The organism is Alteribacillus sp. HJP-4 (assembly GCF_042139015.1).
Taxonomy (GTDB): domain Bacteria; phylum Bacillota; class Bacilli; order Bacillales; family Marinococcaceae; genus JBHIKY01.
This window is the reverse complement of record NZ_JBHIKY010000009.1, coordinates 111,576-126,874: the sequence shown is the minus strand read 5'-3', so window position 1 is coordinate 126,874 and position 15,299 is coordinate 111,576. Positions and strand designations below refer to the sequence as shown.

16 protein-coding genes are annotated in these 15,299 nt (G+C 43.6%); all 16 read right to left on the bottom strand.

What is annotated here, in order from left to right; translation table 11 throughout:
• Positions 1–1,014, bottom strand: a complete 1,014-nt coding sequence (locus tag ACE4RR_RS10760; RefSeq protein ID WP_375535427.1) for a 4-hydroxythreonine-4-phosphate dehydrogenase PdxA — start codon at positions 1,012–1,014, stop codon at positions 1–3.
• Between the two features lie 149 nt (positions 1,015–1,163).
• A complete protein-coding gene (locus ACE4RR_RS10755; protein ID WP_375535426.1) occupies positions 1,164–2,348 on the bottom strand; it encodes a CaiB/BaiF CoA transferase family protein in 1,185 nt (394 codons plus the stop codon).
• Between the two features lie 26 nt (positions 2,349–2,374).
• Positions 2,375–2,887, bottom strand: a complete 513-nt coding sequence (locus ACE4RR_RS10750; RefSeq protein ID WP_375535425.1) for a gamma carbonic anhydrase family protein — start codon at positions 2,885–2,887, stop codon at positions 2,375–2,377.
• A gap of 14 nt (positions 2,888–2,901) precedes the next feature.
• Complete coding sequence (locus ACE4RR_RS10745; RefSeq protein ID WP_375535424.1) at positions 2,902–3,699, bottom strand: enoyl-CoA hydratase-related protein; 798 nt, start codon at positions 3,697–3,699, stop codon at positions 2,902–2,904.
• A gap of 12 nt (positions 3,700–3,711) precedes the next feature.
• The gene (locus tag ACE4RR_RS10740) at positions 3,712–4,896 is read right to left on the bottom strand and encodes a CaiB/BaiF CoA transferase family protein (protein WP_375535423.1); all 1,185 of its coding nucleotides are present in this window, start codon (positions 4,894–4,896) and stop codon (positions 3,712–3,714) included.
• A gap of 19 nt (positions 4,897–4,915) precedes the next feature.
• The gene (locus ACE4RR_RS10735) at positions 4,916–5,575 is read right to left on the bottom strand and encodes a GntR family transcriptional regulator (RefSeq protein ID WP_375535422.1); all 660 of its coding nucleotides are present in this window, start codon (positions 5,573–5,575) and stop codon (positions 4,916–4,918) included.
• Between the two features lie 663 nt (positions 5,576–6,238).
• Complete coding sequence (locus ACE4RR_RS10730; RefSeq protein WP_375535421.1) at positions 6,239–6,880, bottom strand: bifunctional 4-hydroxy-2-oxoglutarate aldolase/2-dehydro-3-deoxy-phosphogluconate aldolase; 642 nt, start codon at positions 6,878–6,880, stop codon at positions 6,239–6,241.
• A 22-nt stretch (positions 6,881–6,902) separates the two neighbouring features.
• Positions 6,903–7,853 carry a sugar kinase gene (locus ACE4RR_RS10725; RefSeq protein WP_375535420.1) on the bottom strand — a complete coding sequence of 317 codons (951 nt, stop codon included), beginning with the start codon at positions 7,851–7,853 and terminating at the stop codon, positions 6,903–6,905.
• A gap of 162 nt (positions 7,854–8,015) precedes the next feature.
• Complete coding sequence (locus ACE4RR_RS10720) at positions 8,016–9,092, bottom strand: TRAP transporter substrate-binding protein (RefSeq protein WP_375535419.1); 1,077 nt, start codon at positions 9,090–9,092, stop codon at positions 8,016–8,018.
• Positions 9,093–9,182: 90 nt separating this feature from the next.
• A complete protein-coding gene (locus ACE4RR_RS10715) occupies positions 9,183–9,344 on the bottom strand; it encodes a hypothetical protein (RefSeq protein ID WP_375535418.1) in 162 nt (53 codons plus the stop codon).
• A 133-nt stretch (positions 9,345–9,477) separates the two neighbouring features.
• Positions 9,478–10,359 (bottom strand): fumarylacetoacetate hydrolase family protein, encoded by an 882-nt coding sequence (locus tag ACE4RR_RS10710; RefSeq protein WP_375535417.1) that lies wholly within the window; start codon positions 10,357–10,359, stop codon positions 9,478–9,480.
• A gap of 63 nt (positions 10,360–10,422) precedes the next feature.
• Positions 10,423–11,871 (bottom strand): alpha-ketoglutaric semialdehyde dehydrogenase GucD, encoded by a 1,449-nt coding sequence (gene gucD, locus ACE4RR_RS10705; protein ID WP_375535416.1) that lies wholly within the window; start codon positions 11,869–11,871, stop codon positions 10,423–10,425.
• 34 nt (positions 11,872–11,905) lie between these two features.
• Complete coding sequence (locus ACE4RR_RS10700) at positions 11,906–13,084, bottom strand: UxaA family hydrolase (RefSeq protein ID WP_375535485.1); 1,179 nt, start codon at positions 13,082–13,084, stop codon at positions 11,906–11,908.
• Complete coding sequence (locus ACE4RR_RS10695) at positions 13,071–13,376, bottom strand: UxaA family hydrolase (protein WP_375535415.1); 306 nt, start codon at positions 13,374–13,376, stop codon at positions 13,071–13,073. The genes ACE4RR_RS10700 and ACE4RR_RS10695 overlap by 14 nt, the downstream gene beginning before the upstream one ends.
• 12 nt (positions 13,377–13,388) lie before the next feature.
• Positions 13,389–14,291 (bottom strand): fumarylacetoacetate hydrolase family protein, encoded by a 903-nt coding sequence (locus ACE4RR_RS10690; protein ID WP_375535414.1) that lies wholly within the window; start codon positions 14,289–14,291, stop codon positions 13,389–13,391.
• 72 nt (positions 14,292–14,363) lie between these two features.
• Positions 14,364–15,140, bottom strand: a complete 777-nt coding sequence (locus ACE4RR_RS10685; protein WP_375535413.1) for an IclR family transcriptional regulator — start codon at positions 15,138–15,140, stop codon at positions 14,364–14,366.
• Between the last annotated feature and the right edge of the window lie 159 nt (positions 15,141–15,299).

The window sequence follows — 15,299 nt, the reverse complement described above, 5'->3', positions numbered from 1 at the left end:
TTAATTCCCCCTGTTTTTATTTTTTGCCATTTGAACAGCCAATTCCATTGCGTTTTCCATCGCTCCCGCATCAGCAGTTCCAGTTCCTGCGATATCGAAGGCAGTACCATGAGCCGGTGTCGTCAGCACTACTGGCAGTCCGCCGCTCACAGTCACTCCTTTATCAAAGCCCAGCAGCTTCATCCCTGTCTGTCCCTGGTCGTGGTACATTGAAACCATGCAGTCAAACGGCTCTTTATTTCTTCGTAAAAAGATGGTGTCCGCCGGGTAGGGCCCTTCGGCATCAATGCCTTCCCTTTTTGCCTGTTTCACTGCGGGCAGAATGTCATCGATCTCCTCTGTGCCGATCATCCCCCCTTCTCCGGCATGAGGATTTAAGCCGGCGACGACTATTTTAGGATGAGTAAAACCAGCCTGCTTTAATGTCTGCTGAGCGAAATGGATAATTCTCAGGACATTTCTATAGGTGATTTGCTTACTGACCTCTTTTAATGGAATATGAGATGTAAGTCGTGTCAGCCATAAATCTTCCATGACATTCACTTCCCCAAAGCCTTCCTCTGCCATTAGTACATCCGCGAAGAAATGAATTTCGTCTGCAAAATGATGACCTCCGCGATGCAGAGCCTCCTTGTTTAACGGAGCATACACCACCCCATCCAACATAGAGTCCTGCGCGAAGCTGAGAATTTTTTTGAGCGTATTTCCGGTTATTTTTCCAGAATTTTCGGAAATAATTCCCAGCTCATAATCCTCAGGAGATAGATTTTCAATATCAACCAACCAAATATCTGATTTTTCAGGATCTGCCTCAGCGGGAGTTGACGCTTTTAAATAATCCAATGAAACGTTAGCTAACGTCATACCCTGCTTCAAAATTCTCTCATCCCCAACTATCACCCACGTTGCTTTAGAGCGGATTTTTTGGTTTTGAAGAGCCTTTACTGCTATTTCCGGACCAATCCCAGTGGCATCACCCAATGTCAGGCCCATTTTAAGTTTTTGCTGATTCATAGGCGCTCTTCTCCTTTTATCTATTAAAAACACTCAAACACTCATCAAATATAGTTACCTTGTTTAATTGTACTATAATGTAAAACTAAGTTTTGCATTATTTTAGTTATAAAAAATAAGCGTTTACATCTTTTTCTCAAATAGTTATCCTAATTTTTTACTACTTCCTCCTCTAACAGCTTTTCAATATCCTCTTCGTTTAAGTTGGTAAGATTCGTTAACACTTCTTTTGTGTGCTGTCCCAACGTCGGAGGCGCGGATGTGATCTTTCCAGGGGTTTCAGTCAGCTTGACCGGAATCCCTGTAGTTTTAATTTTTCCGGCAGTTGGATGTTCTATTTCTACCAGCTGCTCTCTGGCAAGCACTTGCTCATTGGAGTAGATTTCATCAAAATTCAATACCGGTCCGCATGGAATGCCTTCTGCTTCAAATATATCCACCCATTCTTTGGTGGTTTTTTTATATAATATTTCTTGAAGGTAATTCACTAAAATAGTTCGGTTTTCCACCCGATCCTTGTTGGAAGGGTACTGCTGTTCTAACTGTTCATCATTAATACATCTGCAAAATCGTTTCCACAGCTGGTCATTACCTACCGCCACATTAAAATAGCCATCTGAAGATTCGAATAACTGATAAGGAACAATATTAGGGTGAGCACCTCCCTGAGGCATTGGATTTTCACCGCTAGCAAAATAGTTGCCGGCCAAATAAGTCTGCCAGGAGATCATCGTGTCCAGTAATGACGTATCCACCCACTGGCCTTCACCGCACTTTTCTCTGGCTAATAATGCACATTGAATACCAATAACTGCCCACATTCCTGTTCCTATGTCTGCAATTGAAAACCCTGCCTTAACTGGGGGCTTTCCAGGTTCACCAGTCACACTAGTGAGTCCGCCAATTCCTTGGGCAATTACATCGTAGCCCGGTTTTTGAGCATATGGGCCCGTTTGTCCATAACCAGATATAGATGCGAGAATTATTTGAGAATTTTTTGCTTTTAGAACTTCATAGCTTAACCCTAAGCGGGCAAGAGTGCCGGGCCGAAAATTTTCAACGACCACATCTGCGTTTTCAACCATGCTTAGAAATAGCTGCTTCCCTTTCTCTTCTTTCAAATTTATGACGAGGCTTTTTTTTCCCCTGTTCACACTCAGGAAGTAAGCGCTCTCATCATGTACAAAAGGAGGTCCCCATTTTCTTGTGTCATCTCCTCCCGGCGGCTCAATCTTGATTACTTCTGCGCCCATATCAGCGAGGGTCATTGTGCAATAGGGGCCGCTCAAAATCCTAGTTAAATCAAGTACTCTAATGCCTTGTAATGCCTGCATTAATAACAGCCCTCCTCTGAATTTTTTTACACATTGCTGTCCTTATAGGTCTTTCCTTTCAATACATAATCTTCTGCCCCTTCTTTTAACCTGGCTCTATTGCCTTCAGATAACGTTTTAATCTGTTTTGCCGGGACACCTGCATAAATTGTATTGGATTTCACTTCGGTTCCTTCCCCCACTACTGCTCCGGCAGCTATGAGCGCTCCTTCCCCGATAACCGCTCCATTTAACACTGTAGCTCCCATTCCTATGAGCGCTCCTTCTTTCACAGTACAGCCATGCAATATCGCATTATGACCAACTGTTACATTTTCTCCTACCTCCACTGGTTGTTCAGGATCTGCATGAATAATCGCTCCATCCTGGATATTAGTGCCTTCTTTGATTTTTATTTGGTCATTGTCTCCCCTAATCACCGCATTAAACCAGATAGTTACATTTTTATCTGCGGTTATATTTCCGATAAGCCTTGCCCCTGGGGCGATATATACAGTTGGATGAAGCTTGGGGAAGTTATTTTTATATGGATATAACACAACGTTCACCTCTTTTACACTTCTTTAAATTCCGGCTTTCTTTTTTCTAAGAAGGCATTGACCCCTTCCTTATAATCACTGGAGTCAAATGATTCCAGAATCAGCCTGGCTATTTCCTCCGATTCCTCCTGCTCTCCTTTGACGACTTCATTAATGATTGTTTTTGAGCCTTTCACCGCTCTCTGCGCTCTCTCCCCAACTTCCAGCGCATATTCATATGTCTTATTGACTACATCTTCGTCTTCATATACTCTCTCAATTAATCCAAATTCATATGCTTCCTGGGCTTTTAATAATCGGCCAGAAAACAAGATGTCTTTTGCTCTTCCTGGTCCGACTAAATCTACTAAATTCTTTGTGGGCTTTAGATTGTATATCAGACCCAGTTTAGCGGGAGTTATCGCAAACAATCCGGAAGTGGAGCTGAACCGCATATCACACGCCAGTGCCAGTTCTAATCCCCCGCCCACACAATATCTTTGTATCATTGCAATTGTCGGTTTCGGAAAATCTTTCAGCTTTTCTTCCACCTCCATTACTTTGGAATTGTATTTTCTTGCTCCTTCTGCTGTATATCGGATCGTTTGAAATTCACTAATATCTGCACCAGCTGCAAAAGAAGTTTCATCTACGCCCCGAATAATTAATACTTTGATGTGGTTATCCGCTTTCAGATCATCAATACTATTACCAATGGCTTCCCACATATCAATATGAAATGCATTTCTTTTCTCAGGCCGATTTAAGAATAGCGTTGCTACACTTTTCTCTTTTTCTACGAAAACGTCCGGCTTATCCATTACTTTCGCCACAATAATCCTCCTTTAGATAATATGTTTGTTTTTTAACTCTTCAATTTCTTCATCGCTGATTTCTAATGTCTTCAGCACTTCTTTCGTATGCTGACCGAGAGTTGGAGCAGATGCTCTGACTTTTCCAGGCGTTTCAGAAAATTTAGCCGGAACCCCTAATACTTTCATTTTTCCAGCGATGGGATGCTCCACTTCTTCCACCATATTGCGTGCCAGTACATGTTCATTTTGGAGGGTTTCCTCATAGCTTAAAATGGGGCCTCCAGGAACACCGCACTTCTCCATTTTTGCTGTCCAATAGTGCGTCGCCTCTGCCTGAAAGATGTCTTCAATCATTGCTTCTAGATCTTCGATATGCTGCTGGCGGGTGTAATTACTTAAAAACCTTTCATCCTTAATCCATTCCGGCTTCTCAACAACATTTTCACAGAACTTTTCCCATAACTTTTGGTTTGCTGCTCCGACCAGCACATATCCGTCTTTTGTTTTTATTCCTTGGTATGGAGCACTGATGCGGTGCCGTGACCCAGTTTTCTTAGGTATTTCCCCTGCACCGAAATATGCAGCAGCTTCCCAGGTCGTTAACGCTAACCCGGAATCTACCAATGAAATATCGATATATTGGCCGTTTCCACTTTCCAGTCTGTGAATATATGCTGCTAAAATGCTGTTTACTGCGGTAAGAGCTGCCGCCAGATCGTGGATGGCAATGCCCACTTTTGCCGGTCGGCTGTCCGGCTCTCCAGTCATGCTCATAATTCCGGATAAGCCCTGAGCCATAATATCGAATCCGCCTTTATGACTGTAAGGACCCGTCTGCCCGTATCCAGAAATAGAACAATAAATCAGCTTGGGGTTTATTTCTTTAAGAGTTTCATAGTCAATTCCCAGTTTTTTAACCACCCCCGGCCTGAAATTTTCTACAAGCACATCTCCTTCTTTGATTAATTTTTTAAAAACTTCCTTTCCTTCCGGCTCTTTTAAATTAAGTCTAATGCCTTTTTTGTTGCGATTTATCATCATGTAACAGTAACTTTCACCATTTTCATACGGGCCCATCTCCCGTGTATCATCCCCGTTTGGGTATTTTTCTACTTTAATAACCTCAGCTCCCATGTCCGCAAGAGACATCGTACAATATGGACCGGCCATAACCTGGGAGAGATCTATAACCTTCAAATTTTTAAGCGCTTTCATTAATTTCATCACCTCATTTTTATCTTGATCTATCCTTGAAAAACTCCTTACCTCTTTCCAGGTCATTATCTAGATGGTGCTCAATCGCTTTCACAGCCGCCTCTTCATCTCTTTTACATAAGTAGTTATATATTTGTCTGTGCTCTTTAACCGTTTTACTTTGGTCTGTCTCCTTTACGATTTTTGCACGATAGATTAATAAAAATGCCCTTGTTCTTTCCAATAGTTCGATGAGCCGTTTATTTTCACATGAAAGAATAATTTTCTCGTGAAATTCTGTATTCAACCTTAAGACTTCTAAATCATCTTCTGTGTTTACCGCTTCCTCCGACTGATCCAAAATTACTTTTATTTCTTCGAGGGTATCGTTTGTAATACACCTGATAGCTTCTTGAATAATTTCTTTTTCCAGAATCCTTCTACAAAAGCAGAGTTCTATAAAATCTTTTTCATCCAGGTCAATAATGGAGATTGTTCCATTTGTTTGAAACTTTATTAATCCATCATTCTGTAACTGCCTCAACGCTTCACGCAAAGGTGTACGGCTTACTTCATATTCTTCTGCAAGCTGCCCTACGACAATTTTAGAGCCTGGCTCCAGGCTTCCATTTAAAATAGAACGCTTTACTTGGATGTAAGCCTGTTGGTATAACGGAATTCCGTGCTTTATTCCATTCATAAACATATCTCCTTACTCTTAAATTTTCTGAATATTCACACGATATGCAGGATCCCGGATATCCTTAGAAATTATTGTAATCCCTTTATTCAGAAAAATCAATGATTTTTAATATTTAATTAAAAAAATAGTTTTTTTGCTCGAAAAATGTGGATGCTATCAGGGAAATCCTGGTAGAACGTGGATTGCTGGCAAGGAGAATAGGAGATAGTTTTAGCAATTTTCCTTAAAGAGCACAAAAAAAGGCAGATAATAAATCTAGCCCGTTTGAAACAATTTGACATTTGCAGCGATTTTTTCGGATTATCGCTGATGAACTTTTGATTTTCGCTGATGATTCTCGATTTTCCGCCGATAATTTTCAATTTTTCGCTGATACTGCTCGATTTTTCGCTGATACTGCTCGATTTTCCGCCGATCCCCCTATCAAATCAAGACAATTTCCATAGCATTACCAAAAGCATACTGCCAGTCTGCCTATCATAACTATACATATATCGACATTTCCCGGGAAATACAGTTCCTATTTTCAACAAAATAGTATAATAGGGACGCTTATCAACCTGCTAAAGCTTCCAACTATCTTTCAGCTTAACTATTTCAAAAATCAAAAAAACCTGAGAGATATTAAATCTCAACAGGCTTTATTTTGTAAAACTATCTTTATACTTGAATGGCCGATTGATACGCCTGCACGAAAGCAGCAGCACGCAGCTCCAGTGCATTTTTCTCTTCCTTATTCCACTCATTCTTGGAATTGACAAGAGCACTTCCGATTCCGACAGCCACAGCGCCGGCCTTGACGTAGTCATGTACATTTTCGGTTGTGATGCCTCCTGTCGGCATAAGCGGAATGTATGGAAGAGGTCCGTGTACATCTTTTAGATATTTTGGACCGAACAGGTTGGCAGGAAATACTTTAATTACGTCTGCTCCGTTTTCATAAGCAGTCAAAATTTCAGTTGGTGTTAAAGCGCCGGGTATGCTCGTGACTCCATAACGCTTTGTCATTTTAATCGTCTCGGTGTTTACTGTTGGGGAAAAAATAAACTGGGAGCCCGCCATAATAGCCGACCTTGCCGTTTCCGGGTCAAGGACTGTTCCTGCCCCGACTATTAGATCGTCCTTATACACCGTGCGCAGTTTTTCAATTGCCGCAAGGACATTTGGTGTTTCCATCGTTATTTCGAGGGTGCGCACTCCACCGTTAAGAAGTGCTTCTGCTACTTCTTCAATATTTTCGGCTTTTGCTCCTCGGATTATGGCCACAACACCGTTTTCTTTAATAGATTCAATGACAGACATAATTGTTTCTCTCCTTTTCTCTTTATCTTGTAACGTCTTCACCTTCCGAGCTCATAAAACGCATGACTTCTTCTTTTTCCGGCAGACCTTCGACGTCTCCATTTACCTGAGTAACAAGAGCACCGACTGCGTTACCCCTGAGAATGGCGTCATTGACGGAGAGCTCGTCCAGCAGACCAGAAACATAGCCGGCTGCAAACCCGTCACCCGCTCCTACTGGATCTATGACGTTCGCTACTTGAAAGGCGGGGACGAACATAGAGTCATTTTTTGAATAATAGTAGGTTCCCTTTTCCCCTGCCTTCAGCACGACTTCCTTCGCTCCCTTTTCGAGGAAAAGTCTGCCCAGCTCCTCAGGATCCTCGGTTCCAAACAAAAATTCACCCTCTGCGATCCCGGGAAGTACAATATCTGCCAGTGCAGAAATTTCCAGCAGAGTGGTGCGGGCTTCCTCTTCGCTCCATAAGGATTTACGCAAATTTGGATCAAACACAATCGTCACACCATGTGACCGGGCGACTTGAATCGCTTTTAAAACAGCCTGCCTGCAAGTCGTGCTCAACGCTGGAGTAATACCGGTAATATGTAAATACCTGGCTTTTTTTATATAGGCTTCATCAGCATCCTCTTCATTCATCAAGCTGGCTGCAGAGCCTTTTCGGTAATATTGGACCCTGATTTCTCCTTCCCGACGGAACTCTTTAAAATATAATCCAGTCGGTGCTTTGTCTTCAAGCTTTACGTTATCCACGTTGACACCTTCGCCGCGGACAAACTGCAGCATTGCTTTGCCCAGTTCATCGTTTCCTACCCGGCTGATCCAGCCTGTCTGATGCCCTAGTCTCGTCAATCCGATAGCAAAATTAGATTCGGCTCCCCCGAATTTTCGAGAATACATGTGCGCGTATCTCATCATGCCATTTTGCTCCGGTGAAAATAACGCCATTGTCTCTCCCATCGTAATTACATCCATTTGTAATTAATTCACCTCAACGTATGTTTTACATTATAAAATATTGTTTGTTCATTATATAACTAATCATAATATAGTGCAGGTAACAGGTCAAACTGACTACCCATAAAAAATCCGGAAGCAGATACTGCTCCGCCCCCGGATTTCGATTAGATTATTCTTTTACTCATGCTTTTCAATTTCTGCTAAATACTCCTCCACAATGTCTTCGCCAATTGTACTTTTGTGTTTTTCAATAATAGGCTGCACGGTTTCACGGAAACGCTCCATTTCTTCGTCTGTTACTTCTGTGTACTCCATGCTTTCCTTCAGCTCTTCAAGGCTTTCATCAGCCACTTCACGATTCCGCTCACGGTTAAATTCACCTGCTTCCACAGCGGCTTCTTGAATGATTTGCTGTTGTTCATCATCCAGACCTTCCCATAGATCTTTGCCCATGAGGAAGATAAACGGTGTATAGACATGATTGGTTCCAGAAACATAGTCCTGAACCTCATAGTAATTACTGGATTCGATCGTAGGATATGGATTCTCCTGCCCATCTACTGTGCCCTGCTGCATAGCGCTGAACAATTCAGTAAACGCCATCGGAGTTGGGTTTGCCCCCATTTCACTCCATGCATCCAAGTGGACGTCGTTTTCCATAGTACGGATCTTCAGTCCGTTCAGATCATCTACGGAACCAACCGCTCGGGTATTATTCGTCAGATTACGAAAGCCGTTTTCCCACCAGGCAAGTCCAACTAGACCCTGGTCATCCAGCATATCAATCATCTTGTCTCCGAATTCTCCGTCCAGTAATTTATCCGCAACTTCTTCGTTTGGAATCGTAAATGGCAGGTCAAATACGCCGTATTCCGGAATGAAGTTTACCATTGGTGAGGTAGAAGGTATTGTAATTTCCAGCGTTCCCATTTGCAGCATCTCTACGGCTGCGCGGTCATCGGCAATCTGTCCTGAATGGTACACTTCTACTTCAAAATCATCACTCTGCTCTTCGACAAGTTCCTTAAACTTCATGGCACCTTCATACTCAGGATGATCATTATTTACACCAATACTCACTCGAAGCGTCTGAGCATCGCCCGATCCTTCATCTGATGCACCTTCATCACCGGATTCATCACCGCCATCAGCGGCTGCATCTTCATCTTCCCCATCTGATGATCCTCCACAGGCTGCTAATACTAAAATAAGTACAAATACAAGCATCATCATAAACCATTTTTTGTTATTCACTTTTATTCCTCCCCTTAATGTTCAAACTAACCTTGGTAATAATAGACTGCTTCTCACCTCCAGCCATCATTAAGTTTTATAATACAAAACTTAGTTTTCACTATATAAAATAAAAATAGTACAAATATCGCTGATCACTATCGATTTTCCGCCTGACTGATGGCGTCCTAAATGATACAGCCCACAGTCTCCGCTGATTTTCTTGACGCCGTTTATTAATTCATCCGATGGAACCATAAGTAACCAGGTCACTGATAAATCCGCACATTATAAAAAAGCGCTTACAAATTGTTTTGTATTATAAAACTATGTTTTAAATGTCTCTATGAAATTAATTTTAGTCTAAAAGTCGTAAGAAATCAATAATTTTTCAAAATTTTATAAATCATTTCTTAATGAACTGATTTTCCAGGATGCCTAGCTTTTCAATTTCAATAGTAACGGTATCCTGATTCTTCAGCCATACCTGTTTTTCCGTTGGATAACCCATAATTACTCCTTCAGGTGTTCCTGTAAGAATCAGATCACCCGGCTTCAGCGTCATAAATCGAGATACAAAGCTGACGATCTCTTCACAGCTGAATATCATATCAGACGTGTTGGACTGCTGACGCACTTCTCCGTTTACGTAAGCTTTAATCTCCAGGCGGCCCGGATCATCAATCTCATCACTCGTCACCAGCTCCGGTCCGACCGGGCAGAAGCCGTCGCAGCTTTTTCCAAGCAGCCATTGCGGGGATTTAAATTGGAAGTCACGGGCAGACACATCATTGGAAACGGTAAAGCCATACATGTAATCACGTGCATCTTTTACTTCAATTTCACTTGCTTCTTTTCCTATAACAATCGCAAGCTCTGCTTCATAATCTACTTTATTTGATCCAGGAGGAAGGGTAATCGGCTGTTTGTGGGCTGCAAGCGCATTCGCAAATTTATTAAAAACGATCGGCTCCTTCGGTTCATCCATGCCGCTTTCCTTTGCGTGACGGGCATAATTCAAGCCGATGCATATGATTTTTTCAGCATCAGTAACACTCGGAGCAGCAGTAACTGATTCTTTTTCTACATAATATGTATCTTCGTTTTTATGAGTTTCATAGATTCGTTGGATTTCTGCTTTCCCTTCCTCGCCCTGTTTAATTACTTCGAGCATCGTTGCCGGCGCGAATTCTTCTCCACGGGCTGCGGATGTAACATCGAATATAGCATGTTCTTCAGCAATTCCTACATGAATGGCTCCATTTCGAAAAAATTGAGTTAGTCTCATGCTTATCATCTCCTATTTAATTTATGGAAAGAAAGCGCCGGTATGACCGGCGCCTCATGTAAATTAACCTTTGACAAATACCGTTTTGATCGACGTAAAGAATTCGATGGCTGCTTCCCCCTGCTCACGTGAGTGAGAGCTTGATTTCTTCATTCCTCCGAACGGAGCCTGCAGTTCAACTCCGGCACTTTCAGCATTAACACGGACCAATCCAGCTTCCATATCGTCAATAAAGCTGAGCATGTTTTGAATATTGGTCGTAAAAATCGATGCACTGAGTCCAAATTCCACATCATTTGCTAGTTTAATAGCATCTTCCATGCTGGAGGTTTTCATTAACGCAAGCACCGGACCAAAAATCTCTTCCTGTGCAATGGCCATGTCGGTGGTGACGCCGTCAAATACCGTCGGCTGCACAAAGAAGCCTTTATCAAGACCATCTTCCGTTACACGGCTGCCGCCGTACACTAATTCTGCTCCTTCTGATTTCCCTTTTTCAATATAGGAAAGCACCGTATTGAGCTGCCCTTCACTCGAGCACGGCCCCATCCAGATACCTTCCTTCATTCCGTCTCCTACAGAAATGTCTTTTACCTTATCAAGCAGCTTCTCTTTGAATTCATCATATATTTCTTCTGCCACGATAACCCGGCTTGTGGCTGTACATTTTTGGCCGGTGGATTTTAATCCGCCGCTGATGGTAGCATCTACTGCGAGGTCAAGGTCTGCATCCTTAGCAACGATAACAGGATTTTTGCCGCCCATTTCAAGCTGATACTTCCCTCCGCGGGCAAGTGCGCTTTGTCCAACCTGTTTTCCGACCGTATCCGATCCGGTAAAAGTAATACCTGCAACATCAGGATGATCAGCAAGCCCTTGTCCGATTACAGAACCAGAGCCAGTGACAAAGTTTAGTACGCCAGCCGGAAAGCCGGCTTCCTCCAGGCACTCAACGACCTTGGCTGCTGTAACTGCAGCTTCACTTGCCGGTTTCAGCACTACTGCATTTCCATAAGCAAGCGCAGGTGCCATTTTCCAAATTGGTATTGCAACCGGGAAATTCCACGGTGTAATTACTCCAACCACACCAAGCGGAGCACGGGTAGTAAACATTAGAGCATCCTTATCAGTAGAAGGAATCACATCGCCGACCTTACGCATGCCTTCCCCTGCATAATATCGGAGAATAGCGACACCACGCATGGTTTCACCTTTCGCCTCAGGAAATGTTTTCCCCATCTCTCTTGTCATCATTTCTGCTACTTCATCCACTCGCTTTTCGAGTGCATCGGCTGCTTTGTGCAGGATATTTCCACGGGCCGGGCCGCCGATTTTCTGCCATTCTTTTTGTGCCTGCTTGGCAGCCTGTACCGCTTTATCCAGATCTTCCTTCGTTGATTTTTGAACGTTTCCTACATTATCATCTGCATTCGCAGGATTAATGCTTCCAGTAGTTTCTCCTGCAGCTCCATCTACCCATTCTCCGTTGATTAGATTCTTATACGTAGTCATATATATCCTCGTCCTTTCCATAGTTGAAATAAAATTAAAATGTTGGTCCGATTCTCCAAATTCCAAAATCATGCTGCTTTAAAATTTCTGCTTTTGTTTTCTTCCCTGAGCTTACCTGCATAATTTCTTCGAGAAGACGCCCGCCTACTTCATCAACAGACTCTTTTCCTTCAATCACTGTGCCTGCATTGATATCCATGTTGTCGCCCATACTTTCATACATCGTCGTGTTTGTGGAAATTTTGATGACCGGTGCAATTGGAGAGCCTGTTGGTGTACCACGGCCGGTCGTAAATAAAACCACCTGTGCTCCACCTGCTACCATCCCCGTAAGCTGTTCAATATCATGCCCGGGCGTATCCATCCAAACGAGGCCTTTTTTTGTCGGCGGCTCCGCATAATCAATCAGTTCCTGCAATGGGCTTGTTCCTGCTTTGTTAGCAGCACCGAGTGATTTTTCCTCCAGGGTGGACAGCCCGCCGCGGACATTACCAGGACTCGGATTGCCCGTACGAATATCCACGCCCATTTGAATGGAGCGGTTTTCCATTGCTTCAATTACTTCATATACACGTTTGGCTACCTGATCATCTGCAGCCCGCTCCGCCAAAAGATGCTCTGCACCAATCAGCTCAGTTGTTTCCGCCAAAATCGCAGTAGCTCCCCGCTCGACAAGCTTGTCAGAAACGGCCCCTACAGCAGGATTGGCTGATAAGCCCGAGCATGCATCGGAACCTCCGCACTCCGTGCCAACGATCAATTCATTAATATCACACGGCTCGCGGTGGACCATCGAAGCGTCCTGGACCATTTGAGAGGCTACCTTCGCTCCTTCTGCAATCGTCTGAAGCGTGCCTCCGTTTTCCTGAATGGAGACGGTTTCTACCGGTTTCCCGCTTTTTTTAGCAATTTCATCCGCGACTGTCCATGCTTGATGTGTTTCACAGCCGAGACCGAGAACAACAACACCATATACATTAGGGTTCATTCCCAGGCCGGCGTACGTGCGAAACGTCTGCTCATAATCAACTCCCACCTGCGCACAGCCATGCTGATGAATAAAGGTTACAGTACCGTCCACCAGCTCATTGATCTGCTTTGCAGCCTGGGTCGCACAGGTAATGGTAGGCAGTATGAGCACGTGATTACGCACCCCGACTTTCCCATCCGGCCTTCTATACCCCAAAAATTGACCATCTTTAAGCTCCAGCAATTTTGTCACCTCTTCCTCTTTTCCCTTCGACGTTGTGGACATGTACATGTTCGCCTACAGCTATTGCCCGCTGCGCGCTTCCTATGACTTCGCCGTATTTCATTACATCATCCCCTGGTTTCATTTGCTTCACCGCAAATTTGTGCCCAAATTCTATATCATGCTTCAGAGTGACGTGAAACTGTTCCTGTTGAGATGTAATTATGAGAGACGTCCCTTTTTCCAGGGCCTGAAGTGCAACTGCCACTGTGTCGACCGGCTTCATCATCACTGCTTTATGTTGTTCGCTCACCGTATTTCCTCCTTATGAAGAAGCTGCTGTTTTTGAAGCAGGCTGTTTGACAGGGTTGCGAAGGATACCGATGCCGGGAATTTCAATTTCGATCTGATCGCCGTCCTGCAGGGTAAATTCATTTGGAGGAACGACACAAGTACCGGTTAATAGAATCATCCCATCAAAGACATCATTATCTTTCACCAAATATTCCACCAGCTCTTCCAGTTTTCGTTTCAGTTGATTGACGTAGGCTTCCCCTTCAAATACTTTTTCCCCGTCCCGGAAAATTCTGCACTGAAGCTGGAAATCATAAGGGTTTTTCACCGTTTCAGCTAATCGGATTGCAGGACCGATAGAGCAGGAGTTTTTCCATATTTTTGCCTGCGGCAGATACAATGGATTTTCCCCTTCAATGTCACGGCAGCTCATATCGTTACCAATCGTGTAGCCGATAATTTCGCCTTTTCGATTCAGCACGAGCCCAAGCTCCGGCTCAGGAATCTGCCAATTGGAATCCGAGCGGAGATAGACGTCCGTATTTTGGCCGACGACACGCTGTCCCGTCGCTTTAAAAAATATCTCCGGACGCACTGCTTCGTACACTTTATCATAAAAAGTGGCTGCATCCAGCTTTCCTTCTGTCGCTTCGTAATTTCTCGCCTCCCTGCTTTTTTGATACGTCACACCTGAGGCCCACACTTCTGTCACTTCTGTGGGAACAAGCAGCTCGAGTTCTTCAGGATTAGTGCTCACCGGCTCTTGATTTTGGATAAGCTCCTCTACGAGTTCGAGGGTGGTTTTTCCCTGTGATACAGCTTCCGCAAATAATTTTGTAGTCGTGTCAAACGGAAGAGCATATACTTCTTCCTGATCTGTCAATGCCGCTGTCTGTACTTCTTTTTCCGCCGATTTTATCCGAATAATTCTCATTTTCCGCCTCCAAAGTTTTATAATATAGAACTAAGTTTTTATGAAAAGCAACAAAGAATTCGTGATTCCTTGTTAATACCCTCTGATTGATTGATAGCCGTAGCCGAGCTTCTGGGAGAGCTCTGTTCCGGCCTGCTTCAAAAGCTCTACGTACCGCAGTATTTCTTCCTCACTGACCTTCATCGTATTCGCAGAAATACTAATAGCGGCTGCCACATCACCGGTATGGTCTCTTACCGGTATGGCCACGCAGCGTACCCCTGGTTCATTTTCCTGATTATCTTCCGCATAGCCTTTGTCACGGATCTTCTGAATTTCTTTTCGAAAGGATTTTTCATTTGTAATTGTATTTTCTGTGCGCACGATATAGTCATAATCCTTTAGTATACTGTTGATTTCCCGCTCCGTCTTGAACGCAACCAGCGCTTTGCCGACACCGCTGCAGTGAATCGGAATCCGCCTGCCTATTCTTGAATAGAGCACTGTTGCCGTTGAGCTTTCCACCTTATCTATATACACGCCTTCCTTGCCGTCGAGTATAACAAGGTGAACGGTCTGGCCCGAATCCTTTGATAATGAAAATAAAAACTCTCTTGCGATCGCGCGAATGTCACGGCTGTGAATAACAAAATTTCCTCTTTCAAACAGCTTCATTCCGAGTTTATACTTCCCGTTTTCTGGATTCTGCTCAATATAATCGTGTTTCTGCAGCGTTTTTAAGAGGGAGTGAACCGTGCTTTTGTGCAGCAGCATTTTGTCACTGATATCTGTTATTTTCAGTTCTGTTTCGTATTCGTCGAATAAATCGAGAATTTTCAAAGCGCGGTCAACTGACTGAATAATGGGCATAGAAGTCTTCCTCCTGTAGAAGCAGTTTCTCTGACGTTTTCTCTATCATAGCACGAATGAGAGCGATTTTTTAGCTGAGCTGTCCGAGCGAAGAGAATTTACTGCCTCTACCGGGGATGTCCAACCGCACGGCACCTGTCATTTCATGCTTTTATTATA

Bases quoted from the DNA above. Each gene is read 5' to 3' on its own strand.
- ACE4RR_RS10760 (WP_375535427.1), bottom strand. From the start codon at position 1,014: ATGAATCAGCAAAAACTTAAAATGGGCCTGACATTGGGTGATGCCACT.
- ACE4RR_RS10755 (WP_375535426.1), bottom strand. From the start codon at position 2,348: ATGCAGGCATTACAAGGCATTAGAGTACTTGATTTAACTAGGATTTTG.
- ACE4RR_RS10740 (WP_375535423.1), bottom strand. From the start codon at position 4,896: ATGAAAGCGCTTAAAAATTTGAAGGTTATAGATCTCTCCCAGGTTATG.
- ACE4RR_RS10735 (WP_375535422.1), bottom strand. From the start codon at position 5,575: ATGAATGGAATAAAGCACGGAATTCCGTTATACCAACAGGCTTACATC.
- ACE4RR_RS10730 (WP_375535421.1), bottom strand. From the start codon at position 6,880: ATGTCTGTCATTGAATCTATTAAAGAAAACGGTGTTGTGGCCATAATC.
- ACE4RR_RS10725 (WP_375535420.1), bottom strand. From the start codon at position 7,853: ATGGATGTAATTACGATGGGAGAGACAATGGCGTTATTTTCACCGGAG.
- ACE4RR_RS10710 (WP_375535417.1), bottom strand. From the start codon at position 10,359: ATGAGACTAACTCAATTTTTTCGAAATGGAGCCATTCATGTAGGAATT.
- gucD (WP_375535416.1), bottom strand. From the start codon at position 11,871: ATGACTACGTATAAGAATCTAATCAACGGAGAATGGGTAGATGGAGCT.
- ACE4RR_RS10690 (WP_375535414.1), bottom strand. From the start codon at position 14,291: ATGAGAATTATTCGGATAAAATCGGCGGAAAAAGAAGTACAGACAGCG.
- ACE4RR_RS10685 (WP_375535413.1), bottom strand. From the start codon at position 15,140: ATGCCCATTATTCAGTCAGTTGACCGCGCTTTGAAAATTCTCGATTTA.